Below are 25,250 nucleotides of genomic sequence, written 5' to 3'. Positions count from 1 at the left end.
CGGAGAGGCTGATCGTGGCGACGGCTCCGGGCAAGCCCACGATCAGCGATCCCGGGCTGCGCGACCGTCTCTACGAGCTGCTCGAGCAGGACCACCTGCCGCATTCGGTCGGCTCGCGCTTTGTCCGGCTCGTCATCGCGATCATCACCGTCGATGTGCTGGCGGCGATCCTGGCATCGGTGCCCGAGTTCGACGCCCAGCTGTGGTGGCTGTTCACGGCGATCGAGATCGCCGCCGTCATTGCGTTTGCGCTGGAATATGCCGCGCGGCTCTGGAGCGTGGTCGGCCGCTCGCTGCGAGACATGACGCCGTTGCAGGCGCGGCTCGAATACGCCTTCTCGGCGCTCGGCGTGATCGATCTGCTCGCCTTCCTGCCGTCGGCCATCGCGCTGGTCATCAACGACAAGACCGCGTTGGTGCTGTTCGGCATGCTGCCGTTCCTGAAGCTGGTGCGCTATTCGACCGCGATGCGCTCGCTGCTGGCGGCGCTGCACGCCGAACGGCGCACGCTGTTCGGCTGCGTCGTGATCCTGACCGGCGCGGTGCTGCTGTTCGCCTCGCTGCTCTATGCCATCGAGCACAAAGTGCAGCCGGACAAGTTCGGCACCATGCCGCAGGCGATGTGGTGGGCGATCGTGACGCTCGGCACGGTCGGTTACGGCGACGTCGTCCCGGTGACGCCGCTCGGGCGGATCGTGACCGTGGTTGCGATCGTGGTCGGCTTCGCGATGATCGCCCTGCCGGTCGCGATCGTCTCGACCGCGTTCGCCGACGAGGTCCGGCGCCGCGATTTCGTCGTGACCTGGGGCATGCTGGCGCGGGTGCCGCTGTTCTCGCATCTCAACGCGGCCGATATCGCCGACATCATGCGCCTGCTGCGCTCGCAGACCATCGAGGCCGGCGAGGTGCTGGTGCGGCGCGGCGATGCGGCGTCGTCGATGTATTTCATCACCGCGGGCGAGGTCGAGATCGACCTGCCGAGCCAGCTTGTGAAGCTTGCCGACGGCGCGTTCTTCGGCGAGATCGCGCTGCTCCGGCGGACCAACCGCTCCGGCACCGTGACGGCGAGGCGCAAGACCAAGCTGTTGGTGCTCGACGCGCAGGACTTCCATGCCCTGATCGAGCGCATGCCGGCGCTCGCCGCCCATGTCCGGGAAACGGCGGAGGCGCGGCTCGCCGATCCGCTTACGGCCGGTGGCGACCTGGCCGTCAGCGAAATCGCGCAGGCGCCGGGCGAGACCGACGGCGGTATCCGCGACTAGAGCCTCATTCCGATTGAATCGGAACGAGGCTCTAGATTCTTCTTTTGACGCGTTTTCTTCACGCGAACCGGTGTCCACTTCGCTCGAAAACGCTCTAGTCGCGGCGCAGGAACACGTAATCTGCCGAATAGGGGACGCTCTGCAACGCGCCGACCTTGTCGCAGGCGCCGTCGAGCTGCCCGCCAGATGTGTTGATCCGCTGCACAGTGGCGACGCTGGTCAGCACGCCGTTGCCGCGGTGGGCGATCACCTCGAGTTTCAGCCAGGGAATGTCGGCGGCAGTTGCGCCCGGTGCGCTGCCGGCGGTGCGGGCGGTCACGGCGCTGCCGTCGACATGCTCCCAGTTCGGGCCGGCATAGTGCCGGCCGACCGTGCGGCCGCCGGCGATCAGGGTGGCGATGGGTTCGCGGAACGACCAGGCGAGCTTGCCGTCGGTGACCGGCTTGCACTCATAAACCTGGGCGCCCTCGGCATGGACGGCGAGGACCGCGGTCTCGTCCGGCGCCGCAACGGGGGCGGGCAGGGGATCGGCAGCGAGCGCCGCCGATCCGGTCAGCAACAAGGATGCGAGCGTCACCCGGCCGAGTAGGGTCATGGTCACGCTCACTGCAACGTTCGGCAACAGGCGGCCTTAGGCCGCCATCGCCTTGCCGAGGTTGTCGGCAACCTTGTCGAGGAAGCCGGTGGTCGAGAGCCAGCGCTGGTCGGCGCCGACCAGGAGCGCGAGGTCCTTGGTCATGTAGCCCTCTTCGACGGTCGCGACGCAGACCTTCTCCAGGGTCGTGGCGAACTTCGCCAGTTCCGGATTGTTGTCGAGCTTGGCGCGGTGGGCGAGGCCACGGGTCCAGGCGAAGATCGACGCGATCGAGTTGGTCGAGGTCTCCTTGCCCTTCTGGTGCTCGCGGTAGTGGCGGGTCACGGTGCCGTGGGCGGCTTCAGCCTCGACGGTCTTGCCGTCCGGAGTGAGCAGCACCGAGGTCATCAGGCCGAGCGAGCCGTAGCCCTGGGCCACGGTGTCGGACTGCACGTCGCCGTCATAGTTCTTGCAGGCCCAGACATAGCCGCCGGACCATTTCAGCGCCGAGGCCACCATGTCGTCGATCAGGCGGTGCTCGTAGGTCAGGCCCTTCGCCTCGAATTCCTTCTTGAACTCGCGGTCGTAGATGTCCTGGAAGATGTCCTTGAAGCGGCCGTCATAGACCTTGAGGATGGTGTTCTTGGTCGAGAGATAGACCGGGTAGTTGCGCAGCAGGCCGTAGTTGAGGGAGGCGCGGGCGAAATCGATGATGGAATCGTCGAGATTGTACATCTCCATCGCGACGCCGGCGCCGGGCGCCTTGAACACTTCGCGCTCGATCACGGTGCCGTCCTCGCCGACGAATTTCATCGACAGCGTGCCCTTGCCGGGGAACTTGATGTCGGTGGCGCGGTACTGGTCGCCATAGGCGTGGCGGCCGATGATGATCGGCTTGGTCCAGCCCGGAACCAGGCGCGGCACGTTCTTGCAGATGATCGGTTCGCGGAAGATCACGCCGCCGAGGATGTTGCGGATGGTGCCGTTCGGCGACTTCCACATCTGCTTCAGGCCGAACTCCTTCACCCGGGCCTCGTCGGGGGTGATGGTGGCGCATTTGACGCCGACGCCGACCTTCTTGATGGCTTCGGCGGCATCAATGGTCACCTGGTCGTTGGTCTCATCGCGGTATTCCATGCCGAGATCGAAATAGAGCAGTTCGACATCCAGGAACGGGTTGATCAGCTTGTCCTTGATGTACTGCCAGATGATCCGGGTCATCTCGTCGCCATCGAGCTCGACGACGGGATTGGATACCTTGATTTTTGCCATGACGGAGGGGCCCTCTTGGGAACAGCGCGCTTTTGACCGCGGGTTGGAATACGCCTGCGCTATAGCACCGCCCGGGGGCGGGCGGAAGCGGACCGGTTATGCACTTTAAGCCCATCTTTTCAGCTAAAATGGGACCTGCGTGGCGGTCCCGGCCACGATGTACCAGGTCACGAACAGGCCTGCGATCAGGGCCCCCGGCAGGCTCGATCCGGTCCGCCGCCAGGTGAAGGTCGCGATCACGGCGACGATCGCCAGGAGCGGCACGAACTGGATCGCGACGATGGTCGAGAGCGGAACGAAACTGGGGTCCGGGATCGGATTGAACAGTTTTCCGGTCAGCCACAGCGTGCCGTATTGCAGGACCAGCAACACGATGAAACCGAACGTCAGCGCCAGGATGTTGGTCAGATAGAGCGCCCCGCGCGGGGCATCCATGGTCGAGAAATTCCGGTGCAGCACGTGCAGCGCCACGACGAAAAACGTCGTGAACGGAATCAGATAGATCAGGAAGATGAGGAATTGCTTCGCGCTCATCAACTTAAGTGCGACGATCCAGAACCTGAAGTCGATCTTGAACGCGAGGTCGGCGAGCCAGAGCGCGGCATAGCCGACCGCAACCGAAATCACCGCGATCACGACGGATTGACCGACGAGGCCGGCCCGGCTGGCGCGCTTCGGCGCGAACCGCATCAGGGCGAGCGTGATGAGGCCGTTGATGATGACCCAGACCAGGATCTGGTTGGTGATGCCCTGCGGCAGGAACGTGCTCGGGGTCACGAAGGTGCCGCCCAGCGCAAAGGCCGGATAATAGGTCAGCGCCGGAATGAAGGCCGAGAGGATGAACGCTGTGGTCCAGCGCCGTCCGCTCGCGGCCTCATGCGGCGGCATGGTGCCGTCGGCGACCGCCGGCAGCCGCAGGCGGGAGAACATCGGTGCCTCCAGCAGCCCGTCGAACGTCCCGATCACCAGCGCGACGAAGCCGATCAGCGCGATCAGGGTGCCGATCTCCTTGCGGAACCAGATCTGGTCGTCTGCTGGCCGCGCCGTGCCGCCCCTCAGCGTTTTGGCGAACCAGTCGAGGCTGTAGCCGATCGCCTCATGCGAGATGTGCTCGGCCGGATGGGTCATCGCCGGCGTGTAGAGCATGCGGGCGGTGCCATTGGCCGGATCGCCATAGACCTTGCCGGGCTCGACCGCGCCCTGAGTGCCGAACAGCGCCCAGAGCTTTGGGCTCGTGGCGACGTCGCGGGCAAGGTCGACGCCCCACATCAGGGTGGAGAATTCCTCGTACTGGGCGAACACCAAAGCGGTGTTGCGCGGCCAGCTCGCGGCGCCCTCGGCGGCGAACGGCTTGCCGGTGGACGAGCCCTCCAGCACCATCGACTTGTAGTCGTTGGGCATCGCCGCGGCGGCGGCCAGCACGGTCCAGCCGCCCATCGAATGGCCCTCGAGGCCGATGTTCTCCTTGTCGAAGGCCCACAATCGCCAGCGTCCATCTGCCCCGCATCGTCGTGCCCCCAAGGTGCCCCGCCGTTCAACCGGCGTCTCAAACGTGCCTTTACAGCTTCGCTTTGGTTGTGGTTGATAGCCTATCCGAAGGCGAAGCGCGCGCAAGCGGGAGCCTTCGTTGCGCGCGACCTGGACTCCGATTGAGGATTCGCAATCGCCGCTAACCCTGTTATCTCCTTGGAGAAAATGGTCCCGCGCAAAACCGGTGCACAGCTGGTCGATGCTGCTCTTGGGCCGCCTGCATGAGACTTTGAATCTGGCTCTTCGGAAGCTGATTCAAAACCTTCAGACGTTGAATCAGAAAGTGAAGTGAGATGTCCGGCACCGACAAGACCAAGGCAGGGCACGACCTTGCCGGTCCCGTCGTCATCCTGGTCGAGCCGCAGCTTGGCGAGAACATCGGCATGGCCGCGCGCGCGATGGGCAACTTTGCGTTGACCCGGATGCGCATCGTCAATCCGCGTGACGGCTGGCCGAATGTCGCCGCGCAACGCGCCGCCGCCGGCGCCGACCACATCATCGGTTCGGTCGAGCTGTTCGACACCGTCGAGCAGGCGATCGCCGACCTGACGCTGGTGTTTGCGACCACCGCCCGTGCCCACGACCAGGCCAAGCCGGTGGTCGGGCCGGAAGGCGCGGCCGGCGAGATCGTCGGCCATGTCGCCTCCGGCGGCGGCGCCGGCATCCTGTTCGGGCGGGAGCGCTCCGGCCTGACCAACGAGGAGGTCGCGCTCGCCAACCGCATCATCACCTTCCCGGTCAACCCGGGCTTCGCCTCGCTCAATCTGGCGCAGGCGGTGCTGTTGATGGGCTATGAGTGGTTCAAGCTGTCGACCGCGGGCGCGCTGCCGTTCGCGATGCCTGAGCGGTCCGAGCCGGCCTCCCAGCACCAGATGCAGGCGTTCTTCGACAACCTCGTCGCCGAGCTCGACAAGGTCGAGTTCCTGCGCCCGGCGGAGAAGCGCGACACCATGCTGGTGAACCTGCGCAACATCTTCACCCGGATGGACCCGACCAAGCAGGACATGCACACGCTGCACGGGGTGGTGATGGCGATCGCCGAGGGACGCAAGGGCCCGGCCAAGGGCGGGGTGCTCGACGGCGCCCAGGCCACTCGGCTGCGGGCGCTGCTCGCCGAGCAGGGTGGGGGCGGCGCCGTCGCCGACAACTCCAGCACGGTGCGCGGCCTCGCCCGGCTGCTCCGCCGCAACCCGACCGATGCCGAACGGATCCTGTGGCAGGCGCTGACGCGGGACCGCCGCTTCGCCGGCCAGTTCAAGCGCCAGACCCCGGTCGGCCGCCACATCCCCGACTTCGTCTCCTTCGTGCACCGGATCGCGATCGAGCTAGTCAATCCGAACGAGAGCGAGGCCATCGGCGCCGACCGCGCCAAGCGCCGCGCCTGGCTCGAGGCGCGCGACTATCGGGTGGTCGACATGCACGTGGCCGACGTCGAGCGCGATCTCGACGGCGAGCTGGCGCGGCTGGAGGGGAGTTTGCGGGGGCGGTAGCTCACGCTGTCGTTCTGTCCGTGCGGCACGCGTGAATTTGGGCGAATAGCTCCTTCCACGCGTCGTCCCGGCGAAGGCCGGGAGCCATAACCACAGGATTGGGTTGGTAAGGAAGGCTGTGGCCCCAGCGTCGCGCAACAATCACCTTCGGTGGTTATGGGTCCCGGCCTGCGCCGGGACGACACTGAGTGTGTGGTGCCGCTTGTGAGTCACACATTCGCATTCTCGCGACGTGAATTGCCTGAGCCTTGCAGGACCTTCAAGGCGAGGGGGCAGGTGCCCTTCAGCGCGCAATAGGCAGGGCTCCCGCATCGTCACCCTTCGGCGCCTGCGCACGCGTTCGGTCTCGATCGAACATGGGCGGCGTACCGGGCTGGCTTTCGACGCGTCTGGGCAGGCGATCTTGAGCCGTTTCGGACGATCCAATCTTTCGCTATAATTCCACGCTGGCCGTGAAAACCTCGGGAAGCGTGGGGGGCGTTAATGCAGCCGGACACGCGGTACGCCAAGAGCGGCGACGTTCACATCGCCTATCAGACCTTCGGCGAAGGCCCCGTCAACGTCGTTTTCGTGCCCCCTGGCTTCACCAATGTCGAGCAGTGGTGGGAGGAGCCGGACGTTACACGTTGGCTGCTCCGCTTGGGCAGCTACGCCAGGGTCGCCATGTTCGACAAGCGTGGCACCGGCCTGTCGGATCGCGTGACCGACTTCCCCGGTCTCGACCAGCGCATGGACGATCTGCGGGCGGTGACGGATGCTGCGGGCATGGAGCAGGCGGCGCTCCTCGGCAACTCCGAGGGGGGCACGATGTCGGCGTTGTTCGCCGCGACCTATCCCGATCGCTGCCGCGCACTGGTGCTCTGCAACGCCTATCCCGCATCAACATTCGCGCAGGTGAGGTTGGAGCAAAGCCTCGAATATATCCGGCGCGCCTGGGGAAGCGGCCTCAGCCTGACGAGGTATGCGCCCTCCCGCGCGCATGATCCGGCAGTCAGTCGCTGGTGGGCCAGGAACGAACGAATGTCGAATAGCCCGGCCGGTGCCGCGTCGTTCGCCCGCATGAACCACCTGATCGACGTCAGCGACATCGTCTCCACAATTCGGGTTCCTACCCTTGTCATCCATCGGACCGACGACAGGGTCGTCAGCGTCGAGGGGGGCCGGTTTCTCGCGAAGCATATTCCAGGTGCGCGCTATCTGGAGTTCCCGGGGGAAGACCATCTCCCTTTCTTCGGTGAGAATGCCGGTGACATTTCCGATGCAATCGAGGAGTTTCTGACCGGCTCACGGCCACCCGTTGCGGTCGATCGCGTGCTTTCCACGGTGCTCTTTACCGACATCGTCGGTTCGACCGAGAAAGCCGCCACGCTCGGCGACCATCGATGGCGCGACCTGCTTGATCATCATCATGCCGTGATCCGGCGCAGCCTCTCCAGATTCCGCGGCCGCGAAGTCAAGATGACCGGCGACGGCGTGCTCGCCACCTTCGACGGACCGGCCCGCGGCGTGCGGTGCGCGTGCGCAATTGCCGACGAGGTCAGGGGCCTGGGCATCGACGTACAGGCGAATGCGAAGTGATGGGCGATGATGTCGGCGGAATTGCTGTTCACATCGGTGCTCGCGTCGCGGCCCTTGCCGGTGCAAGCGAAGTGCTGGTGTCGGGTACGGTCAAGGATCTGGTGGCGGGGTCCGGCCTGCGCTTTGGTGACCGAGGCAGTCATTCGCTCAAAGGTGTTCCAGGCGAATGGCGCATTTTCGCTGTCGAAAGGTGAATGCATGAACACGTAGCGCCGCGGGACGCCGGCGCCCCCCGCGCTCGAGTTTGCCGGGGCCGAATTGTCGCACCCCATGTGCGTCAAGTTGTCATTTCTACAGAAGGTTGGAAGTGCCATCATCGGGTAGCGCGAAGGTCCATTCGCGTTCGCGTTGTGATCGTTCGTGCTCATTTTCCTCGGGTGCGCCGCACAGTCGGCCTACCTGTGCATCGAGCCGTCGCCTTTGCGCGCATCGGCAGCAATCTCTCTACACTGACGACAATCGGTCTGGCGCAGCGGCAGAGCCGGTTCGCTAGACATCTCTCCATTCTAACGCAACCACGCCGCAACACAGCGTGGTCGGTCAGCTGGAGAGAACCATGAACCTACACAACACCTCACACCTCGGTCGGCCGGGGCCCGAAGAGCTGGTTCCGTCGCGTTACGCGCTGCGGATCGGAGAGATTGACGTGCTGGTGGTCAGCGATGGGGTGCTGCCGCTCCCAACCGCGATGTTGGGACACAACGCCGACAAGGCCGACCGGACGGCCTGGCTGAACGACATGTTCCTACCGCCCGACGCGTTCGATTGGGCGCTGAACGTCGTCGTGGTGCGGAGCGGCGGGCAGACCATCCTGATTGACGCCGGGCTGGGGCTCGACCCGGACCTGCACTTGCCGCGGGCCGGGCAGTTGATCAAGCGGCTGGAGGCCGCCGGCATCGATCTTGGGTCCGTGACCGACGTGGTGTTGACCCACATGCACATGGACCACGTTGGCGGGCTGCTCGTCGACGGGGTGAAGGAGCGGCTGCGTCCGGACCTGCGGATCCACGTGGCGGCCGCCGAGGTCAAGTTCTGGGAGGCGCCTGATTTTTCCCACGTCTCGATGCCGCCGGGATTCCCGGACGCGCTGCGGGCGACCGCCAAGCGGTTCAGGAAAGAGTACCAGAGCCAGCTTCGCACGTTCGAGGACAAGCATGAGATCGCGCCAGGGGTGGTCGTCCATCGCACCGGCGGCCACACCCCCGGACACAGCGTGGTTCGCCTCGCGTCCGGCGGCGACAGCCTGACCTTCGCAGGCGACGCCGTGTTCGCGGTCGGGTTCGAGCACCCAGACTGGTTCAACGGCTTCGAACACGACCCCGAGGAGGCCGCCCGCGTTCGTATCCGTCTCTTGCGCGAGCTGGCCGAGACCGGTGGGCTGCTGGTGGCCACGCACCTGCCGTTCCCGTCCGTCGGCCATGTCGCGGTCGATGGCGACGCCTTCCGCTGGGTGCCGGTGTTCTGGGACTACTGACCGCTTGTCAGGTTAGGCCGAACCAGGGCGCGTGCTCATCGCGTTGATGAGATCACGCCCTGGGCGTGCGCTGCGATCAGGCCTTCGAGATGCCGCCGTCGATCAACGGTCCCATCGGCTCGTAGCGTTCGCCGCTGAAGCGCACCAGTTGCAACTGCTCGAGCGGATAATAGTCGGATGGCGAGGTGTTGATCTTGATGCCGGGCAGTAGCATGTCGGATTCGAAATCCTTCAGGTTTGCCGCCTGCTTGATGATGCTGTCGGACGAGACGTCGTCGCCGCACTGCTTCAGCACCTGAACCAGGATCTGGCTGGTGAGATAGCCGGTGACGGCGTAGATGTCGTTCTTGGCGGCGGCCGGATCGTATTTGTCGAGAAAGGCCCGCCATTTCTGGATCGCGGGATCGCTGTCCCAGGCGGCGTCGACCGGATCCTTCAAATAGGCGCTGGAGATAATCCCCTTGGACACGTCGTACCCTGCGGCCTTCAGCGTCGAGCCCGCGGACGAGGCGTTGTTGCCGATGTAATGCGCCGGCTGCCAGCCGAGCTCGGCGATCTTCTTGATGCCTTGGGCTGCGAATTTCGGCGTGGTCATGCTCATGAACACGTTGGCGCCGGCGGATTTGCAGCGCACCACCTGGCTGTCGATGGTTGGATCAGCGGTTTCGTAGGACAGCTCCGCCACGATTGCGGATCCCTTGGCGCCGAGCCCGTCCTTAAAACCTTTCAACACGTCGCGGCCGAAATCGTCGTTCTGGTAGACGATGCCGATCTTGGCGTCGGCCTGGGTCGACAGCACATGCTGCGCGAACGCCCGGCCCTCGATCTGGTAGCAGGGCTGGAAGCCCATCGTGTAGGGGAAGTTCCTGTAGTCGCCGAACTTGGTGGCGCCCGAGGCGATGAAGAGGTGCGGGACCTTCTTCTGGTTCATGTACTTCATGATCGCCGCATTGGTCGGCGCACCGAGCGGGGCAAACAGCACGTCGATCTCGTCGCCTTCGACCAGCTTGCGCGCCTGTTCCACCGTCTTGGCCGGGCTGTAGGCGTCGTCATAGGTGATGTACCGGATCATGCGGCCGTTGATGCCGCCTTGCTCGTTGATCATCTTGAAATAGCCGCCCGGCGTGCGGCCGATCGACGAATAGACCGCAGCCGGTCCCGAATAGGCGTCGATGTTGCCGATCACGATCTCGGTCTTGCCTTTGGCGATCGCGGGCTTGCCGAGCAGCAGCGCGGCTGACGTCGCAGCTGCGCCCTTGATGAGATGACGGCGGGTTGGCTGGATTGAACGGGTTGTTGTCATTGGAGTCCTCCGCTTCTTGTTGTTGGCCGTTTTGGCATTGTTGGCCGTTTGGCAGCCTCTGACGGGCATGCCGGCTTCAAGCACTGTACAGCGCTCAAGCCGGATCGAACCAGTCTATGAGCGCTGCACGGCGGAACTTGTGCGCAGTCGCTACCATCAGGAATATTGCTGCGGTGTCAGGGTCCGGCGCGGCAGATCAAATGATCCACCGCGCCGAGCACTGGCGCCGGTCAGGCCGGCAGGGCCCGGCTTGCCGTGCGGGCATGCGCGCCGCGCCGGCGCAGCGGAAAGACGCGATCGTAAGCGATGTTGAATGCGAACGCGTAGACCAGATAGAACGCGACGATGGAGATATCCATCATCAGCGCGGCCCACAGCGAGATGCCGAGATACCACGCGACGAACGGGATCAGCAGCACGATCAGACCGGCCTCGAACAGCATCGCGTGCGCGAGGCGGATCGGCACCGTCTTGGCGACACGGCCGGTGAAGCGGACCAGTGCGTGGTCGAAGCCGAGATTGAACATGAAGTTCCAGGCCTCGCCACCGTCGCCGAGACGACGCCGATGACGCCCATATGGGCGATCGGCTGATTGAACAGCCAGGCGGCCGCCGGCGTGAAGATCGCGATACCGATCAGCTCGAACAGGACTGCGTGCCTGACCCGGTCGGAGAAGGAACGCATGGACATGGTGAAACCCTTTCTTGTCGTTGTGACCGGGTTTCTATCTGATATTGTGCGATTCTAAAGTTGGATAGTATCTGGAAAAGAGATAGATGGCCGTTTCCATGGACCAGCTCGAATCCTTCGTGGCGGCGGCCGAGCAGGGCTCGTTCTCCGGTGCGGCGCGGCTTCTGAAGAAAGCGCAATCGGCCGTCAGCACCCACGTCGCCAACCTGGAAGCAGACCTCGGCATTGCGCTGTTCGACCGGGCCGGTCGCATCCCGGTGCTGACCGAGGCGGGGGCGCGACTATTGCCGGAAGCAAAATTGATCCTCGATCGCCGCGAGCACCTGATCGGCGTTGCGAGCAGCTTCGAGGCGCATGTCGAGAAGCGGTTGGTGGTGGCGATCGACGAGCTCTATCCGGAGAGCGCGGTCGGGGAGCTGTTTGCGGAATTCGCTGGGCGTTTTCCCCATGTCGAACTGGAGCTGTTGTTTCCGATCATGGAGGACGTCAGCCGTCTCGTGCTCGACGGCAAGGCCGATGTCGGCGTGATGTGGCGGCAGGAGCATCTGCCGCCTGAACTCGGCTTCAAGACCATCGGCTGGGTGCCGCTGCAGCTGGTTTGCGGCGAGAACCATCCGCTGGCGCATGGGCGGGTGGACTGGGAGGAGCTGAAGCGGCATCGCCAGATCATGGTCACGGTGCGCAATGAAGGCACCGAGCGGCACAGGCTTCGTGTCGCAGCGGAGGTGTGGTGGGTCGAGAGCCATTGGGTCATCCTGCAAATCCTCAAGCAAGGCGTCGGCTGGGCGCTGATCCCGGCCCACATCATGGCGAGTTCGTCGGTTGCCGAAGAACTGGCAATTCCCGAACTGGAATTCGACGAGGGCGCGCATCCGGTCGCGCTCGAAGTGGTCTGACACAAGCAGCGGCCGGCGGGGCCGGCGGCAAAATGGCTGCGTCGCCGTTTCGCCACGCGACCGCCGATGCTCCGCATGTGACAGGACATGCGCGTCAGACAACGTGGGGGTGCTGACATCGCGACCGCGATGTGTTGCCATGCGCGCCGCACTGACCTGACAGGGTGGAGACGATGGCGAAGCAATTGGAAGGCAAGGTGGCGGCCGTGACCGGGGCGGCGTCGGGCATCGGGCTGGCGAGCAGCGAGGCGATGCTGGCCGCAGGCGTACGCGTGGTGATGGTCGACCGCGACGCCGCGGCGCTGCAGGCGCTCGCGACGAAGCACGGCGATGCCGTGATCCCGCTGGTGATCGACCTGCTCGATGCGAAGGATTGCGCGACGCTGCTACCGAAAGTGCTGGAGAAGGCCGGCCGGCTCGACATCCTGCACGCCAATGCCGGCAGCTATGTCGGCGGCGACCTCGTCGATGCCGACACATCAGCGATCGACCGCATGCTGAATCTCAACGTCAACGTCGTGATGAAGAACGTGCACGACGTGCTGCCGCACATGATCGCGCGCGGTAGCGGCGACATCATCGTCACCAGTTCGCTCGCAGCGCATTTCCCGACGCCGTGGGAGCCGGTCTATGCGTCGTCGAAATGGGCGGTCAACTGCTTCGTGCAGACGGTGCGGCGCCAGGTGTTCAAGCACGGCATCCGCGTCGGCTCGATCTCCCCCGGGCCCGTGATCAGCGCGCTGCTCGCCGACTGGCCGGCGGAGAAGCTGCAGGAGGCCAAGGCGGCGGGCAGCCTGCTCGAGGCGAGCGAAGTCGCCGAGGTCGTGATCTTCATGCTGACCCGGCCGCGCGGCATGACGATCCGCGACGTCGTGATGATGCCGACGAATTTCGATCTGTAGGATCGTGGCATCAAGCAATACCGTCGCAGGCTCGCCTATTGCGGCATCAAGCAACGAAAGGTTGTGTTGCGGGCGCAAGCTTTGCTAAGAATCCCCCGGTGGGCGCGGGGGACGACGTGACGAAAGCAGTGAAATGTGGATTCGCCGCCAAGGCGTTCACGATCTTGCTTGGTGTGTGGCTGGCGCCGATTCCGACGGTCCGTGCACAACCATCCTTGGCGGCCAAGTGCAACGCGACTGCCAATATCAGCGCGGATGATCGCATCGCGGGTTGCACGGCGGTGATCGAAGCGATGCCGGCCAATCTGCAAGGGACGATCTTTGCGTACTTTCGGCGGGCCACCTTCCTTCTTGAGAAGGGCGAGGTAGATCGAGCAATCGCGGACTACAATCATGTCATCGAACATGATCCGAACAATCAGATCGCCTTTCTCCGCAGAGCATGGGCCTACAAGCTGAAGGCGGCGGTCGACGAGGCACTTGCCGACTACGGTAGGGGCATAGAACTCAATCCAAAAGATGCTTACGCCTACCTCGGGCGGGCTGGCGCCTACATGATGAAGCAAGATGTCGATCGTGCGATCGCCGACTACGGTCAGGTGCTTCTCGTTCATCCGGACAATGTCGCCGCTTATCTCGGCCGCGCGGGCGCCTACGACTTCAAGGGTGAACCGGACCGTGCCATTGCGGACTGCAATCGCGCGATCGAGATCAGCCCGGAACGCGGCGCCGGTGCTGGCCGCACTTGCCGCGGCCGCGCTCATACCTCCAAGGGCGATCTTGAGCTTGCTTCGGCCGACTTCAATCAGGCCATCCAGTTCAATCCGAAAGATCCCCGACCGTATCAAGGCCGAGCCAGCATCCTTCTCGCTCGTGGCGATCTCGAACAAGCGCTATCCAGTATCAAGCAGGCAATCGAACTGGCCCCGAACGATCCCTATTTCCATCGGTGGGCCGGGATCGCCTATATCCAGGATAACCGCTTGTCGGAGGCGCGCGACGATCTCGTTCGCGCGGGCGAACTCGATCGGAAAAATCCATATACACAGCTATGGCTCGACCTCCTGCGTCGGAAGATGGGTCAACCGAGCGAGCTTGAGGAGGCCTCCAGGCAGCTTGACATGTCACAATGGCCGGGGCCGATCATTCGCTTGTTCCTCGGCGCAACAACTTTGGAGGCGGTCATGAAAGCCGCCGACGCCGCCGATCCGGTCGGATGAGAGGGCAGCTCTGCGAAGCCCATTTCTATGGCGGCGAGCTGGCGCTCGTAAAGGGGGCGACGGACGAGGGCGTGCGGCTGCTTCACCTCGCCGCGGACGCTTGCCCGAAGACCTTCATCGAATCGGCGCCGGCCAATGCGGAACTGCGCAGGCTCGACACAAAGCACTGACGCCGTTCGCTGTCGCTAGACGGCGACCAGTTGCTCCGCGGCGCGCTTCGGCCTCTTCACCTTGGCCGGGGCGAACAGATTGCCCGCGGCGAGGCCGGCGGTGTCGGCGACAGCAGGATCACACGACACCATGGCGGCGACGATGGCGCCGTCGATCAACAGCGCGAGCTGGTGCGCGAGCACGGCCGGCTCGGCCGCGCCCATCTCGGCGGCGAGTTTTTCGATATGCGCCAGCACCACCTTCTTGTGCTTCAGCGCGATGTTGCGGAACTGCTTGGCGTCCTTGTCGTGCTCGGCGACCGCGTTGATGAACGGGCAGCCGTAGAACCGCTCCTCGGCGAACCAGACCTTCAGCGCAGGGAAGATCCGCGACAGCTTGGTCTGCGGATCGCCGCCGCCGGCCTCGATCGCGCCGATGAACCATTCGCGCCACTGCTTGCCTTCGCTCTCCAGCACCGCGTGCACGAGGTTGGTCTTCGAGCCGAACAATTTGTAGAGCGTGGTCTTCGCGGTGCCGGCCTCGTCGATGATCGCATCGATGCCGGTGGCGTTGATGCCGTTCTTGCAGAACAGATGCGTCGCCGCGTTGAGCAGGCGTCCGCGCGCGGATTCGTCGTCGCCGGCGGCGAACGCCGCAGCAGGTTTTTTCTTCGTGAGCGATTTGGCCATGCGCGGCAGTAAATCGGAGCGCGGCAAAATCATCAAGCCGCATCTTCACGGGGGCGGTCATCTCCGGCGTCCTGCGCTGAAAATAATCGCGGCAGCGCGGCAGATGCACCGCGATTGAGCAGACCGGCGCTGGTCAATCCGCAGGCAGCCAGAGCTAAGCGCCTGCGCGATTTCAGCTTTTGATTTGGCGGTGGACTGGCACGCTTCGTGCAGGAAACAGACCGTTCGGTATCCTGAATTTCAATCGCTCCCAGGGAGAAAACTGATGACCGCTGTCGCTCAAAAAACCGCACTGACCGGCTGCCTCGCGCCGATCGACAGAGGCGGGCTCGAGCAGCTGATTGCCAACGGCAAGGCCAACCCGAAGGTGATCAAGACCTTGAAGTGCAAGACGGTGGCCGAGGGCAAGTTCCGCCACGCCAACTACATCCGCAACCTCGCGCCCTACATCGTCGACGAGCCGCCGGGGCTGCTCGGTGACGACACCGCGCCCAATCCCTCCGAGGCCTCGCTCGCCGCGCTCGGCTCCTGCCTTGCGGTCGGCCTGCACGCCAACGCCGTGCATCGCGGCTGGATCGTCAACAAGCTCGAGCTCGAGCTCGAGGGCGACCTCAACATCACCGCGGTGTGGGGCACCGGCGACGTCAGCGAGAAGCCGGTCGGCTTCACCGACGTCCGCGTCAAGGTCGACATGGAATGTGAGGGCGTCCCGCGGGTCGAGATCGACGCGCTGGTGGCGCATGTGAAGAAGTGGTCGCCGGTCGCCAACACCTTCACCCGTCCCGTCAATCTCGAGGTCAGTGCGTAGCGCTCGACCGGCAATTTTAAGGTGCGGAGACCATCCATGGGTTCACTGGCTTTATCGCGGGTCGCAGCTCAAGATCCCGCACCGACCATCACGGACGAGGTCGCGCGCCTCGCCCGTCAGGAGCTGGCACCGCTCGCGTCCGCGATCGATGCCGGCTCGGTCTATCCCGGCGAGTTCCTGCGCCGGCTCGGCAAGGTCGGCGCGTGGAGCAGCCACGTGCCGCAGGAGGGCCCCGCCGATTTGCGCTGGGCGATCCAGTCGATGGCCGCGCTCGGCGAGGTCTGCGGCGCCACCGCCTTCATGGCCTGGTGCCAGAACACGCTGGTCTGGTACGTCGCCAATTCCACCAACATGAAGCTCGCCGCGCGCTTCGGCAACTGCTTCTCCAGCGGGCGCGCGCTCGGCGGCACCGGGCTGTCCAACCCGATGAAGAGCTTCTTCGGCATCGAGCGGCTGAAGCTGAAGGGCCGCAAGGTCGAAGGCGGCTACATCGTGCGCGGCGCGCTGCCCTGGGTGTCCAATCTCGGCCCCGACCATTACTTCGGCACGATCTTCGAGCGCGAGGACGAGGAGGGCACCACGGTCATGTTCCTCGCCGACTGCTCCGATCCCGCGATCACGCTGACGCCGTGCAAGCCGTTCCTGGCGATGGACGGCACCGGCACCTATGGCGTCCAGTTTCGTGACGTGTTCGTGCCTGACGATCTGATCCTGGCCGAGCCGGCCGCGCCGTTCGTCAAGAAGATCCGCGCCGGATTCATCCTGCTGCAGGCCGGCATGGGCCTCGGCCTGATGAAGGACTGCATCAACATCATGGACGAGGTCCATGCGCCGCTCGGTCACGTCAACCGCTATCTGCCGCAGCAGCCGGTGCAATTCCGCGAGCTCTATGCCGAGTTCGAGAAGGAGGCGATGGCGCTGGCGCACGATCCCTACAATGCCGACGACAGCTACTGGCGCCGTGTCGTTGCGCTGCGCTTGCGGATCGGCGATGCCAGCGTCGCGGTCGCGCATGCCGCGATGCTCCATTGCGGCGCGCGCGGCTACCTGATGAGCCACCGCGCCCAGCGCAGGCTGCGCGAAGCCTATTTCGTCGCCATCGTCACGCCTGCCACCAAGCAGCTGCGCAAGATGCTGGCGGACGGGTGAAGGAGAGTTCGGGACCACCACAACTGCAACCACGCAACAGGAGAGGCTGCCATGACGGACGTTCTGATCACCGCCGGCGAACTTGCCGGGCTCATCACCAAAGAGCCGTGTGTCATCATCGACACGCGGAATCCGGATGCCTTTGCGGCGGGGCATCTGCCCAATGCCGTCAATGTGCATGACATCTTCACGTTCCTTGCGACCTCGACGCCGGAAGGCATCCACGAGCTGAAGACGAAGTTCGCCGACGCGTTCGGCGCCGCCGGCCTCTCCGGCAAGGAGACCGCGGTGATCTACGAGCAGTCGATGAACTCCGGTTTCGGGCAGTCCTGCCGCGGCTATTATCTGCTGACGATGCTCGGCTATCCCAAGATCAAGGTGCTGCATGGCGGCTTCGATGCCTGGAAGGCCGCCGACCTGTCGGTTACCACCGACGTGACGGTACCGGTGAAGGCTGCCTTCGCGATCGTGCCCGAGGCCGGCGACATCATGATCGATGCCAAGGCGATGCTGGCGGCGCTCGACAAGCCCGGGATCGCGATCCTCGACGTGCGCGATGTCGCGATCCTCGACGTGCGCGATGTCGACGAGTGGATCGGCGACAGCTCTTCGCCCTACGGCAAGGATTTCTGCCCGCGCAAGGGCCGCATCCCCGGCGCCGTCTGGCTGGAATGGTACCGCATGATGAAGCCGACCGGCGAGGGCCCGCGCTTCAAGTCGAAGGACGAGATCCTTGCGGAATGCGCCACCGTCGGCATCTCGCAGACCACGCCGGTCTATCTCTATTGCTTCAAGGGCGCGCGCGCCTCGAACACCTTCCTGGCGCTGAAGAACGCCGGCGTGAAGGACGTGCGGATGTACTTCGGCTCCTGGAACGAGTGGTCGCGCGACCCGTCGCTGCCGATCGACGAAGGCCTGCCGACCGCTGCCGTCGTAACAGGCAAGGCGGCATAGAACCTGCATGTTTGTTGGCGTCCGGCGGCGCAAAACGCGGCCGGACGCCAATCAATGAACCGGATCGCGGAGTTCTCCGTGGTTCGGTGCGACAATGGGGCGCAGCATGTCCACGTCAGATGATCCTTTCGACGCCGACCGCGCGCTCGCGCGATCGCCTTGCGCCTGCGGGCTGCATCGCACCGCGGCCGAGCACGCCGCGCGTACGCTGCGCTGCGAGCCGGTGGCGGACGTCAGCGAAGAGAAGCGTTACGAAGGCATCGTCGCGTCGGCAGTGATGCGGGCGGTGTTTCCGCAGGATATCGCGCGCCGCGCCTTCCTGAAATCGGTCGGCGCCGCGACTGCGCTTGCCGCGCTGTCGCAATTCTTCCCGCTGAAGACGGCGACGGACGCGTTCGCCGATGCCGGACCGCCGGAGAAGAAGGACCTCAAGGTCGGCTTCATCCCGATCACGTGCGCGACCCCGATCGTCATGGCGGCGCCGCTCGGCTTCTATGCCAAGCAAGGCCTCAACGTCGAGGTGGTGAAGACCGCCGGCTGGGCCGTGATCCGCGACAAGACCATCAACAAGGAATACGACGCCGCCCACATGCTGGCGCCGATGCCGATCGCGATTTCGCTCGGCCTGGGCGCCAATGCTATCCCCTTCACGGTGCCCGCGATCGAGAACATCAACGGGCAGGGCATCACGCTTGCGATGAAGCACAAGGACAAGCGCGACCCAAAGGACTGGAAGGGCATGAAGTTCGCCATTCCGTTCGACTATTCCATGCACAATTATCTGCTGCGCTATTATCTCGCCGAGCACGGGCTCGATCCGGATACCGACGTGCAGCTCCGCTCGGTGCCGCCGCCGGAGATGGTCGCCAATCTGCGCGCCGACAATATCGACGGCTTCCTCGCGCCCGACAATATCTGCCAGCGCGCGATCTATGACGGCGTCGGATTCCTGCACATTCTCTCCAAAGAAATCTGGGATGGCCATCCCTGCTGCAGCTTTGCCGCCAGCCGCGAGTTCATCACGACGGCGCCGAACTCCTTCGCGGCGCTGACCCGCGCGATCGTCGACGCCACCGGCTATGCGTCTAGGCCTGAGAACCGCAAGCAGATCGCGGAGGCGATCGCGCCGGCCAACTACATCAACGCGCCGGTGACGGTGCTGGAGCAGGTCCTGACCGGCACCTATGCCGACGGCCTCGGCGGCGTGAAGACCGATCCGAAGCGCGTCGATTTCGATCCGTTCCCCTGGCAGTCCTTTGCGGTGTGGATGCTGACGCAGATGAAGCGCTGGGGCCAGATCAAGGGCGACGTCGACTATCACGCGGTCGCCGAGCAGGTCTATCTCGCGACCGACACCAAAAAGGTGATGGTCGAGATGGGGCTCGCGCCGCCCGCCACCTCGTACAAGTCGTTCTCGGTGATGGGCAAGACCTTCGATCCGGCCAAACCGGACGATTATCTGGCGAGCTTCAAGATCAGGAAGTCGTCGTGAGGGAGCCTGCCTTCCCCACAGCGTCGTCCCGGCGAAGGCCGGGACCCATAACCACCGTCCTGGGTCATTCTGCACCGCGTCTCCCCGCGTGCCTCACCGCGACGGCACGGCCTATGGGTCCCGGCCTGCGCCGGGACGACGGGTTGAGGGAGCCTGCCACATGACGCTGAGCCTCCGCCTTCGCGCCGCCATCGTCTCCATCGCATTGCTCGCCGCCTTTCTCGGCGCCTGGCATCTCGCGACCCGCAGCACGGGGGCGACGGCCAATATGAGTCCCGAGTATGCAAAACTGATGGGACTGACGGCGACGCAAGGGAAGTCGGCGATGCCAGGGCCGCTGGATGTCGGGGCCAAGCTGTGGGAGCATCTGAAGCGGCCGTTCTACGACAACGGGCCGAACGACAAGGGGCTCGGCATCCAGCTCGCCTATTCGATCGGGCGGGTCGGGCTCGGCTATCTCATCGCGGTGATCGTCGCGATCCCGCTTGGCTTCATGATCGGGATGTCGCCTTTGATCAGCAAGGCGATCGATCCTTTCATCCAGATATTGAAGCCAATCTCGCCGCTGGCCTGGATGCCGCTCGCGCTCTACACCATCAAGGACTCCTCGATCTCGGCGATCTTCGTCATTTTCATCTGCTCGGTGTGGCCGATGCTGTTGAACACCGCGTTCGGAGTGGCGAGCGTGCGCAAGGAGTGGATCAACGTGGCGCGGACGCTCGAGGTCGGCACCGTCAGGCGCGCCTTCACCGTGATCCTGCCGGCGGCGGCGCCGACGATCCTGACCGGCATGCGGATCTCGATCGGGATCGCCTGGCTCGTGATCGTCGCCGCCGAGATGCTGGTCGGCGGCACCGGCATCGGCTATTTCGTCTGGAACGAGTGGAATAATCTGTCGATCACCAATGTGATCATCGCGATCCTCCTGATCGGCCTCGTCGGCATGCTGCTCGACCAGGTGCTGGCGCGCTTCACGCGCATGGTGACGTTTCCGGAGTAGCGATGACCGACAAGTTCATCTCCATCGAAGGCATTGCGCGGCGCTATCCCGGCGCGGGCGGCGGCACCACCACGGTGTTCGAGAATTTTTGGCTGTCGATGACGCGCGGCGAGTTCGGCTGCGTGATCGGCCATTCCGGCTGCGGCAAGACCACGGTGCTGAATATCCTGGCCGGGCTCGACGAGCCGAGCGAGGGGACGGTGATTGTCGACGGGCAGGGGATCGAAGGCACCAGCCTCGACCGCGCCGTGATCTTCCAGAGCCATGCGCTGCTGCCGTGGCGCACGGTGCTGGGTAACGTCGCCTACGCCGTGAGCTCGAAATGGCGCAAATGGGATCGTGCCCGGGTCAGGGCCCACGCGCAAAAATTCATCGATCTGGTCGGGCTGACTGGCGCCGAGCACAAGCACCCCTCGGAACTGTCCGGTGGCATGAAGCAGCGCGTCGGCATCGCGCGGGCGCTGTCGATCACGCCGAAGATCATGCTGATGGACGAGCCGTTCTCGGCGCTGGACGCGCTGACCCGCGGCACGCTGCAGGACGAGGTGCGGCGCATCTGCCTGGAGACCGGGCAGACCACCTTCATGATCACCCACGATGTGGATGAGGCGATCTTCCTCGCCGACAAGATCTTCCTGATGACCAACGGGCCCGGCGCGGTGCTGGCGGAGATCGTCGAGAATCCGCTGCCGAAGGAGCGCGGCCGCATCGATCTGCACCGTCACCCCTATTATTATGCGCTGCGCAACCATATCGTCGATTTCCTGGTCAGCCGCAGCAAGAGCTTTGCGGCTGAGGTGACCGGTCACGATCCGCGCCACGTGCCGACGGTGCGGCCGGGCTTGCCGGAATTGGCGCTTGCGGCCGGAGCCGAACCAAATCCACAGGCGTCACGGCTGGGCTTGTCCCGCCCATCCACGTCTGCCTGAGCCAACCAAAGACGTGGATGCCCGGGACAAGCCCGGGCACGACGAAAATGAGGAGCCCCTGACATGAAACGCGAAGACCTCACCGAAAAGCTGCTCGACATCAAGCGCGAGAAGGGCTGGAGCTGGAAGCACATCTGCGAGAAAATCGGCGGCTATTCCGAAGTCCTGATCGTCGGCGCGATCCTTGGCCAGATGAAATTGACAAAACCGCAGGCGGCCAATGCCGGCGAATTGTTCGGCCTGTCGAAGGCCGAGACCGCGATGCTCAACGAGGTGCCGATGCGCGGCACCGGCACGCCGATGCCGCCGACCGATCCACTGATCTACCGTTTCTACGAGATGGTGATGGTCAACGGCCCGGCCTGGAAGGCGCTGATCGAGGAGGAGTTCGGCGACGGCATCATGTCGGCGATCGACTTCGACATGGCGATGGAGCGCGTCGCCAATCCGAAGGGCGACCGCATCAAGATCACGATGTCGGGCAAGTTCCTGCCGTACAAATATTACGGGGCGAGCGGCAACGTGCCGGAATACGGCTTCAAGGAGGAGTGAAGTTTCTCGACCGTCATTGCGAGGAGCGAAGCGACGAAGCAATCCATCTCTCTCCGCCTGGAGAGCTGGACTCGCAATGACGGCACAGGCGCAGATGGAGAACGCTCTTACAAAGACAGGTAGCTGCTGGCTCTTCGTGCAACCTTGTGTTATCCCCGTAACGATAGTTGCGGCGGGAGTTCACGTGAATCGAAGTGCATGCTGCGCAGTTGCGGGCGCAATAGCGGCGTTGGCTACGAGCCTATCGTTCTCAAGCGTTCGAGCAGATTCCAGAGAGGATTGGGCAAAGTGCTTGAATGAGGCGACAATTGCGTCCGCCGAGCGGATATCGACCTGCACTGCCGCATTGGCGTCGGGAGCCGACAGCTGGGCAGCGAGCAGGGCTTATTTTCTTCGCGGCCAGGCGCATTTTGATGAGCGGGACTTCGAGGCTGCTGTCGCCGATTTCTCGCGGTTTATTCATTCCTACCCGAGCAACGTACAGGGATACCAAGTGCGGGCAGCGGCATATCTCAGGCAAGGCAACTTCGACCTTGCGATCGCGGACCGTTCCCGTGTGATTGAGATCGGGCCAAAAGACCCATTGGCCTATGCTTATCGCGGTGAGGCATATGGGGCCAAAGGTGACTTCGACCACAGCCTCGCCGACTTGAACAAGGCGATTGAGATCAATCCCAACGTCAAAGTTGCGTATTGCCTACGCGGCCATGATACATCGCCAAGGGCGACGTCGAACTTGCCATTGCCAGTTACAACCAGGCGATCCACCTTGATCCCGACTTCAAGGCTGCGTATGGCGGGCGCGCCGCTGCCTACAGGCTCAGGGGCGACCTTGATCTTGCGATAACCGACCATGATCAGGTCATCCGTCTCGATCCGCAGAGTGCGCCCGCTTATTTTGGTCGTGCCATGGTCCATTGGCAGAGCGGTTCACTTTCCCAATCTTTGGCCGATTTCGATGAGGCAGGGCGGCTCAATCCAAAGAGCGCCTATGCCGTCTTGTGGCACGAAATTGTTGCCAAGCGTAGTGGCCAGCCGAGCCGGTTGGCGGAGGCTGCAACGCATCTCGACATGACGAAGTGGCCTGCGCCGATCGTCAGCCTTTTTCTTGGTGCGTTGACGCCTGAGCGGGTGCTCAGCGCCGCCGACGATGCTGATCCCAAAAGACGGAAAGCTCAGGTCTGCGAGGCAAATTTCTATACCGCCGAGCTCGCCTTGCAGCGCGGCTCCGCGGAAGACGCGCGGCAGTCGCTTGATCTGGCTGCGGCCGATTGTCCGAAGGCTTTCGTCGAGAGTTGGGCCGCCACCGTCGAACTGAAGGGCTTGGGCGCGAGACGGTAATGGTCAACGGTGCGGTGCGGAAGGCGCTAATCGAGGAAGAGTTCGGCGACGGTTTCAGGAAGGGTGAGAGAGCGAATGGCGAATGGTGAGTAGCGAATGGAAGCTTCCCGCTCACTACTCACTATTCCCTATTCGCCTTTCGCAGCCCCAAACATCTCGCGCACCTCCTTCACCGGCGCCATGTCGCGCACGAAGGTGAACGCGCCCTGATCCTTCATCTCGCGGGCGCAGCGCAGGAACGCGGCGAGTGCGTGGCGCTGCATCGCGCCGCCGACGCTGATGCGCTTGACGCCGGCGGCGGAGAGCTGCGCGATCGTCAGGGTCGGGTCGGCAAAGCCCATCACCAGGTTGAACGGCCGGTTCACTGCCGACACCACGGTCTTGATGGTGGCGAGGTCGTAAAGCCCCGGCGAATACAAAACATCGGCGCCGGCGGCATCGAAGGCCTGCAGCCGCTTGATCGTGTCGTCGAGGTCCTTGCGTCCCCAGAGAAAATTCTCCGCCCGCGCCGTCAGCGTGAACGGGAAGGGCAGGGCGCGCGCGGCCTCGACCGCGGCCTGCACCCGCTCGACCGCGAGCGAGAAATCGTAGATCGGGTGCTCGGGATTGCCGGTCGAGTCCTCGATCGAGCCGCCCACTGCGCCGGCTTCCGCGGCGAACCGGATTGCCTCGGCCGCGAGCTTCGGCATGTCAGCGCCGCAATTCTCGAGGTCGGCGTTGACCGGCAGGTCGGTGGCCTCGGCGATCACCCGGCAATTCTCGATGATCTCGTCGAGGCTGACCGTGGCGCGGCCGAGCGTGTTGGCAAGGCCGAGGCTGGTGGTCGCGAGCGCCTCGAAACCCATCGCAGCGAGCAGCTTTGCCGATCCGGCGTCCCATGGATTGGGAATGATGAAGGCGCCGGGCCGCTGATGCAGCTCGCGAAACCGTGCTGCCTTGTCTGCCTGGGTGCGCATGTGAGCTCCTGTCCTTGCAAATGCCGCTGGCAGTAGCGATAGGGCGGTTTCGCCCATCAGACAAATTTGTTATTTCTTTCGATATCATCAGCTTTTTGCATGAGGTCGGCGATGGACAGCGACGCGCTCAACACGTTCCTGGTGGTGCATCGGCGCGGCGGGATCTCCAATGCCGCGAAGGCGCTGCATCGCTCGCAGCCGGCAATCTCAAGGCGCATCGCGCTGCTCGAGCAGGAGCTCGGCGTGCCGCTGTTCGAACGGATTGCCGGCAAGACCCGGCTCAGCGATGCCGGGCGGGTGATGGTGCCCTATGCCGAGCGCGCGGTGGCCGCGGCGCAGGATGCCGAGAACGCAGTGCGCGCGTTGTTGCGCGACAATTCGGGACCGGTCGCGCTGGCGGTGACCGGCACGCTGGCCGGCGAGCGGCTGTCGAAAGTGCTGAAGCGCTTTGCCCGCCGGCATCCGGATGTCGCGCTGACGCTGCGCACCGCAACCAGCGCCGAGGTCAGCGATCTGATCCGGCGCGGCGAGGCGACGATCGGGCTGCGCTACGACCGCGACCGTTCGCGCGATCTCGATTGCGAGGTGCTGTTCGCCGAGCCGCTCCAGGTGGTCTGCGCGCCGGATCATCCGCTGGCCGGACGCAGGATCGGCAAGCTCGCGGACCTCAGGGATGAGCGCTGGATCGCGTTTCCGGAGGTGCCGGGACGCCGCGAGATCACCGCCTCGCACGTGTTCGCCCTGTTCCTGACCAGCGGGCTCGGTGAGGTCGACTGGACGCCGGTCGACAGCCTGACGGCGCAGAAGCGGCTGGTCGAGGCCGGGCTCGGGATCGCGCTGCTGTCGCAAAGCAATGCGGCGGAGGAATTGCGCGCTTCGACGATCGCGACGATCCGCGTTGGCAATCTCACCGCCAGTCACGAAGTTGTCGCGGTGACGCGGCATGGCGGCTTCATCAGCGCCGCGTCACAATTGTTGCTGAAAATTATTCGTGCCGAATATCGCGGTCCGAAACCATCTGCGCGTTGACGGCCGAAC

General features: G+C 64.2%; 24 protein-coding genes and 2 pseudogenes. 19 read left to right on the top strand and 7 right to left on the bottom strand.

Translation table 11 applies throughout. From position 1 onward, the window contains the following. The first annotated feature begins 11 nt into the window (after nt 1-11). Nucleotides 12-1,262 carry a cyclic nucleotide-gated ion channel gene (locus K359_RS0137720; protein WP_029083868.1) on the top strand — a complete coding sequence of 417 codons (1,251 nt, stop codon included), beginning with the start codon at nt 12-14 and terminating at the stop codon, nt 1,260-1,262. A 94-nt stretch (nt 1,263-1,356) separates the two neighbouring features. On the opposite strand, the gene K359_RS0137715 is transcribed toward K359_RS0137720, so the two are convergent. The 3 genes from K359_RS0137715 to K359_RS54285 all read right to left on the bottom strand — a co-directional run bounded on the left by K359_RS0137715 (nt 1,357) and on the right by K359_RS54285 (nt 4,590). Continuing rightward, nucleotides 1,357-1,857, bottom strand: a complete 501-nt coding sequence (locus K359_RS0137715; protein WP_029083867.1) for a DUF3455 domain-containing protein — start codon at nt 1,855-1,857, stop codon at nt 1,357-1,359. Nucleotides 1,858-1,893: 36 nt separating this feature from the next. After that, nucleotides 1,894-3,108: an NADP-dependent isocitrate dehydrogenase gene (locus tag K359_RS0137710; RefSeq protein WP_029083866.1), complete on the bottom strand. Its 1,215-nt coding sequence runs from the start codon at nt 3,106-3,108 to the stop codon at nt 1,894-1,896. A 123-nt stretch (nt 3,109-3,231) separates the two neighbouring features. Beyond that, nucleotides 3,232-4,590: a S9 family peptidase gene (locus K359_RS54285; RefSeq protein ID WP_198031236.1), complete on the bottom strand. Its 1,359-nt coding sequence runs from the start codon at nt 4,588-4,590 to the stop codon at nt 3,232-3,234. Between the two features lie 341 nt (nt 4,591-4,931). On the opposite strand from K359_RS54285, the gene K359_RS0137700 reads away from it, so the two are divergent. From K359_RS0137700 to K359_RS0137690, 4 genes are all read left to right on the top strand, one after another. Further along, on the top strand, nt 4,932-6,128 hold the full coding sequence (locus tag K359_RS0137700) for a TrmJ/YjtD family RNA methyltransferase (protein ID WP_029083865.1): 1,197 nt from the start codon (nt 4,932-4,934) through the stop codon (nt 6,126-6,128). Between the two features lie 483 nt (nt 6,129-6,611). Continuing rightward, nucleotides 6,612-7,706, top strand: coding sequence for an adenylate/guanylate cyclase domain-containing protein (locus tag K359_RS54280; protein ID WP_245284840.1), 1,095 nt, complete (start codon nt 6,612-6,614; stop codon nt 7,704-7,706). Next, on the top strand, nt 7,706-7,900 hold the full coding sequence (locus tag K359_RS64855; protein WP_245284839.1) for a hypothetical protein: 195 nt from the start codon (nt 7,706-7,708) through the stop codon (nt 7,898-7,900). Before K359_RS54280 ends, K359_RS64855 begins: the two co-directional genes overlap by 1 nt. A 362-nt stretch (nt 7,901-8,262) precedes the next feature. Continuing rightward, on the top strand, nt 8,263-9,180 hold the full coding sequence (locus K359_RS0137690) for an MBL fold metallo-hydrolase (RefSeq protein WP_051346632.1): 918 nt from the start codon (nt 8,263-8,265) through the stop codon (nt 9,178-9,180). A 76-nt stretch (nt 9,181-9,256) separates the two neighbouring features. Here the strand turns inward: K359_RS0137690 and K359_RS0137685 are convergent, their stop codons facing one another. Then, the gene (locus tag K359_RS0137685) at nt 9,257-10,483 is read right to left on the bottom strand and encodes an ABC transporter substrate-binding protein (RefSeq protein ID WP_029083863.1); all 1,227 of its coding nucleotides are present in this window, start codon (nt 10,481-10,483) and stop codon (nt 9,257-9,259) included. A 230-nt stretch (nt 10,484-10,713) separates the two neighbouring features. Then, nucleotides 10,714-11,168, bottom strand: a pseudogene (locus tag K359_RS54275) (PACE efflux transporter). Between the two features lie 92 nt (nt 11,169-11,260). On the opposite strand from K359_RS54275, the pseudogene K359_RS54270 reads away from it, so the two are divergent. The 4 genes and pseudogenes from K359_RS54270 to K359_RS61960 all read left to right on the top strand — a co-directional run. Then, nucleotides 11,261-12,067: pseudogene (locus K359_RS54270) on the top strand (LysR family transcriptional regulator); the annotation flags it as partial. A gap of 176 nt (nt 12,068-12,243) precedes the next feature. Further along, a complete protein-coding gene (locus K359_RS0137670; protein WP_029083862.1) occupies nt 12,244-12,972 on the top strand; it encodes an SDR family oxidoreductase in 729 nt (242 codons plus the stop codon). Nucleotides 12,973-13,088: 116 nt separating this feature from the next. Further along, a complete protein-coding gene (locus K359_RS0137665) occupies nt 13,089-14,192 on the top strand; it encodes a lipopolysaccharide assembly protein LapB (RefSeq protein WP_156928865.1) in 1,104 nt (367 codons plus the stop codon). After that, complete coding sequence (locus K359_RS61960; protein WP_156928864.1) at nt 14,189-14,362, top strand: hypothetical protein; 174 nt, start codon at nt 14,189-14,191, stop codon at nt 14,360-14,362. Before K359_RS0137665 ends, K359_RS61960 begins: the two co-directional genes overlap by 4 nt. 15 nt (nt 14,363-14,377) lie before the next feature. On the opposite strand, the gene K359_RS0137655 is transcribed toward K359_RS61960, so the two are convergent. Further along, nucleotides 14,378-15,031 carry a TetR/AcrR family transcriptional regulator gene (locus tag K359_RS0137655; RefSeq protein ID WP_029083860.1) on the bottom strand — a complete coding sequence of 218 codons (654 nt, stop codon included), beginning with the start codon at nt 15,029-15,031 and terminating at the stop codon, nt 14,378-14,380. Nucleotides 15,032-15,296: 265 nt separating this feature from the next. Between K359_RS0137655 and K359_RS0137645 the strand changes: the two genes are divergently transcribed. The 9 genes from K359_RS0137645 (at nt 15,297) to K359_RS59435 (ending at nt 23,256) form a co-directional block, all read left to right on the top strand. Beyond that, nucleotides 15,297-15,839, top strand: coding sequence for an OsmC family protein (locus K359_RS0137645; RefSeq protein WP_029083859.1), 543 nt, complete (start codon nt 15,297-15,299; stop codon nt 15,837-15,839). Nucleotides 15,840-15,875: 36 nt separating this feature from the next. Further along, nucleotides 15,876-16,988 carry an acyl-CoA dehydrogenase family protein gene (locus K359_RS0137640; RefSeq protein ID WP_029083858.1) on the top strand — a complete coding sequence of 371 codons (1,113 nt, stop codon included), beginning with the start codon at nt 15,876-15,878 and terminating at the stop codon, nt 16,986-16,988. A gap of 51 nt (nt 16,989-17,039) precedes the next feature. Then, nucleotides 17,040-17,942: a sulfurtransferase gene (locus K359_RS0137635; protein WP_029083857.1), complete on the top strand. Its 903-nt coding sequence runs from the start codon at nt 17,040-17,042 to the stop codon at nt 17,940-17,942. Nucleotides 17,943-18,048: 106 nt separating this feature from the next. Next, the gene (locus tag K359_RS0137630) at nt 18,049-19,434 is read left to right on the top strand and encodes a CmpA/NrtA family ABC transporter substrate-binding protein (RefSeq protein ID WP_029083856.1); all 1,386 of its coding nucleotides are present in this window, start codon (nt 18,049-18,051) and stop codon (nt 19,432-19,434) included. A gap of 160 nt (nt 19,435-19,594) precedes the next feature. Then, a complete protein-coding gene (gene ntrB / locus K359_RS0137625) occupies nt 19,595-20,434 on the top strand; it encodes a nitrate ABC transporter permease (protein ID WP_029083855.1) in 840 nt (279 codons plus the stop codon). Nucleotides 20,435-20,436: 2 nt separating this feature from the next. Continuing rightward, the gene (locus tag K359_RS0137620; RefSeq protein ID WP_029083854.1) at nt 20,437-21,363 is read left to right on the top strand and encodes an ABC transporter ATP-binding protein; all 927 of its coding nucleotides are present in this window, start codon (nt 20,437-20,439) and stop codon (nt 21,361-21,363) included. A gap of 63 nt (nt 21,364-21,426) precedes the next feature. After that, a complete protein-coding gene (gene cynS, locus K359_RS54265) occupies nt 21,427-21,915 on the top strand; it encodes a cyanase (protein WP_051346630.1) in 489 nt (162 codons plus the stop codon). A gap of 292 nt (nt 21,916-22,207) precedes the next feature. Beyond that, nucleotides 22,208-22,762: a tetratricopeptide repeat protein gene (locus tag K359_RS59440; protein ID WP_029083853.1), complete on the top strand. Its 555-nt coding sequence runs from the start codon at nt 22,208-22,210 to the stop codon at nt 22,760-22,762. Continuing rightward, a complete protein-coding gene (locus tag K359_RS59435) occupies nt 22,657-23,256 on the top strand; it encodes a tetratricopeptide repeat protein (protein ID WP_371261237.1) in 600 nt (199 codons plus the stop codon). The genes K359_RS59440 and K359_RS59435 overlap by 106 nt, the downstream gene beginning before the upstream one ends. Before the next feature lie 128 nt (nt 23,257-23,384). Here the strand turns inward: K359_RS59435 and K359_RS0137595 are convergent, their stop codons facing one another. Continuing rightward, nucleotides 23,385-24,212 (bottom strand): oxaloacetate decarboxylase, encoded by an 828-nt coding sequence (locus K359_RS0137595; protein ID WP_029083852.1) that lies wholly within the window; start codon nt 24,210-24,212, stop codon nt 23,385-23,387. A gap of 111 nt (nt 24,213-24,323) precedes the next feature. Between K359_RS0137595 and K359_RS0137590 the strand changes: the two genes are divergently transcribed. Further along, on the top strand, nt 24,324-25,241 hold the full coding sequence (locus tag K359_RS0137590; RefSeq protein WP_029083851.1) for a LysR family transcriptional regulator: 918 nt from the start codon (nt 24,324-24,326) through the stop codon (nt 25,239-25,241). Nucleotides 25,242-25,250: the final 9 nt, after the last annotated feature.

The sequence above is a fragment of the Bradyrhizobium sp. th-b2 genome (assembly GCF_000426785.1).
Classification (GTDB): Bacteria; Pseudomonadota; Alphaproteobacteria; order Rhizobiales; family Xanthobacteraceae; genus Bradyrhizobium; species Bradyrhizobium septentrionale.
The sequence above is the reverse complement of the archived record's forward strand: the minus strand, read 5'-3'. Positions and strand labels throughout refer to the sequence as shown.

Excerpts from the sequence above, each read along its gene's own strand:
- K359_RS64855 (WP_245284839.1), top strand. The coding sequence starts at position 7,706 with ATGGGCGATGATGTCGGCGGAATTGCTGTTCACATCGGTGCTCGCGTC.
- K359_RS0137640 (WP_029083858.1), top strand. The coding sequence starts at position 15,876 with ATGGGTTCACTGGCTTTATCGCGGGTCGCAGCTCAAGATCCCGCACCG.
- cynS (WP_051346630.1), top strand. The coding sequence starts at position 21,427 with ATGAAACGCGAAGACCTCACCGAAAAGCTGCTCGACATCAAGCGCGAG.
- K359_RS0137590 (WP_029083851.1), top strand. The coding sequence starts at position 24,324 with ATGGACAGCGACGCGCTCAACACGTTCCTGGTGGTGCATCGGCGCGGC.
- K359_RS0137620 (WP_029083854.1), top strand. The coding sequence starts at position 20,437 with ATGACCGACAAGTTCATCTCCATCGAAGGCATTGCGCGGCGCTATCCC.
- K359_RS0137700 (WP_029083865.1), top strand. The coding sequence starts at position 4,932 with ATGTCCGGCACCGACAAGACCAAGGCAGGGCACGACCTTGCCGGTCCC.
- K359_RS0137635 (WP_029083857.1), top strand. The coding sequence starts at position 17,040 with ATGACGGACGTTCTGATCACCGCCGGCGAACTTGCCGGGCTCATCACC.
- K359_RS0137690 (WP_051346632.1), top strand. The coding sequence starts at position 8,263 with ATGAACCTACACAACACCTCACACCTCGGTCGGCCGGGGCCCGAAGAG.
- K359_RS0137715 (WP_029083867.1), bottom strand. The coding sequence starts at position 1,857 with ATGACCCTACTCGGCCGGGTGACGCTCGCATCCTTGTTGCTGACCGGA.
- K359_RS0137595 (WP_029083852.1), bottom strand. The coding sequence starts at position 24,212 with ATGCGCACCCAGGCAGACAAGGCAGCACGGTTTCGCGAGCTGCATCAG.
- K359_RS0137710 (WP_029083866.1), bottom strand. The coding sequence starts at position 3,108 with ATGGCAAAAATCAAGGTATCCAATCCCGTCGTCGAGCTCGATGGCGAC.
- K359_RS0137670 (WP_029083862.1), top strand. The coding sequence starts at position 12,244 with ATGGCGAAGCAATTGGAAGGCAAGGTGGCGGCCGTGACCGGGGCGGCG.
- K359_RS0137630 (WP_029083856.1), top strand. The coding sequence starts at position 18,049 with ATGTCCACGTCAGATGATCCTTTCGACGCCGACCGCGCGCTCGCGCGA.
- K359_RS54280 (WP_245284840.1), top strand. The coding sequence starts at position 6,612 with ATGCAGCCGGACACGCGGTACGCCAAGAGCGGCGACGTTCACATCGCC.
- ntrB (WP_029083855.1), top strand. The coding sequence starts at position 19,595 with ATGACGCTGAGCCTCCGCCTTCGCGCCGCCATCGTCTCCATCGCATTG.
- K359_RS0137685 (WP_029083863.1), bottom strand. The coding sequence starts at position 10,483 with ATGACAACAACCCGTTCAATCCAGCCAACCCGCCGTCATCTCATCAAG.
- K359_RS0137645 (WP_029083859.1), top strand. The coding sequence starts at position 15,297 with ATGACCGCTGTCGCTCAAAAAACCGCACTGACCGGCTGCCTCGCGCCG.
- K359_RS0137655 (WP_029083860.1), bottom strand. The coding sequence starts at position 15,031 with ATGGCCAAATCGCTCACGAAGAAAAAACCTGCTGCGGCGTTCGCCGCC.
- K359_RS61960 (WP_156928864.1), top strand. The coding sequence starts at position 14,189 with ATGAGAGGGCAGCTCTGCGAAGCCCATTTCTATGGCGGCGAGCTGGCG.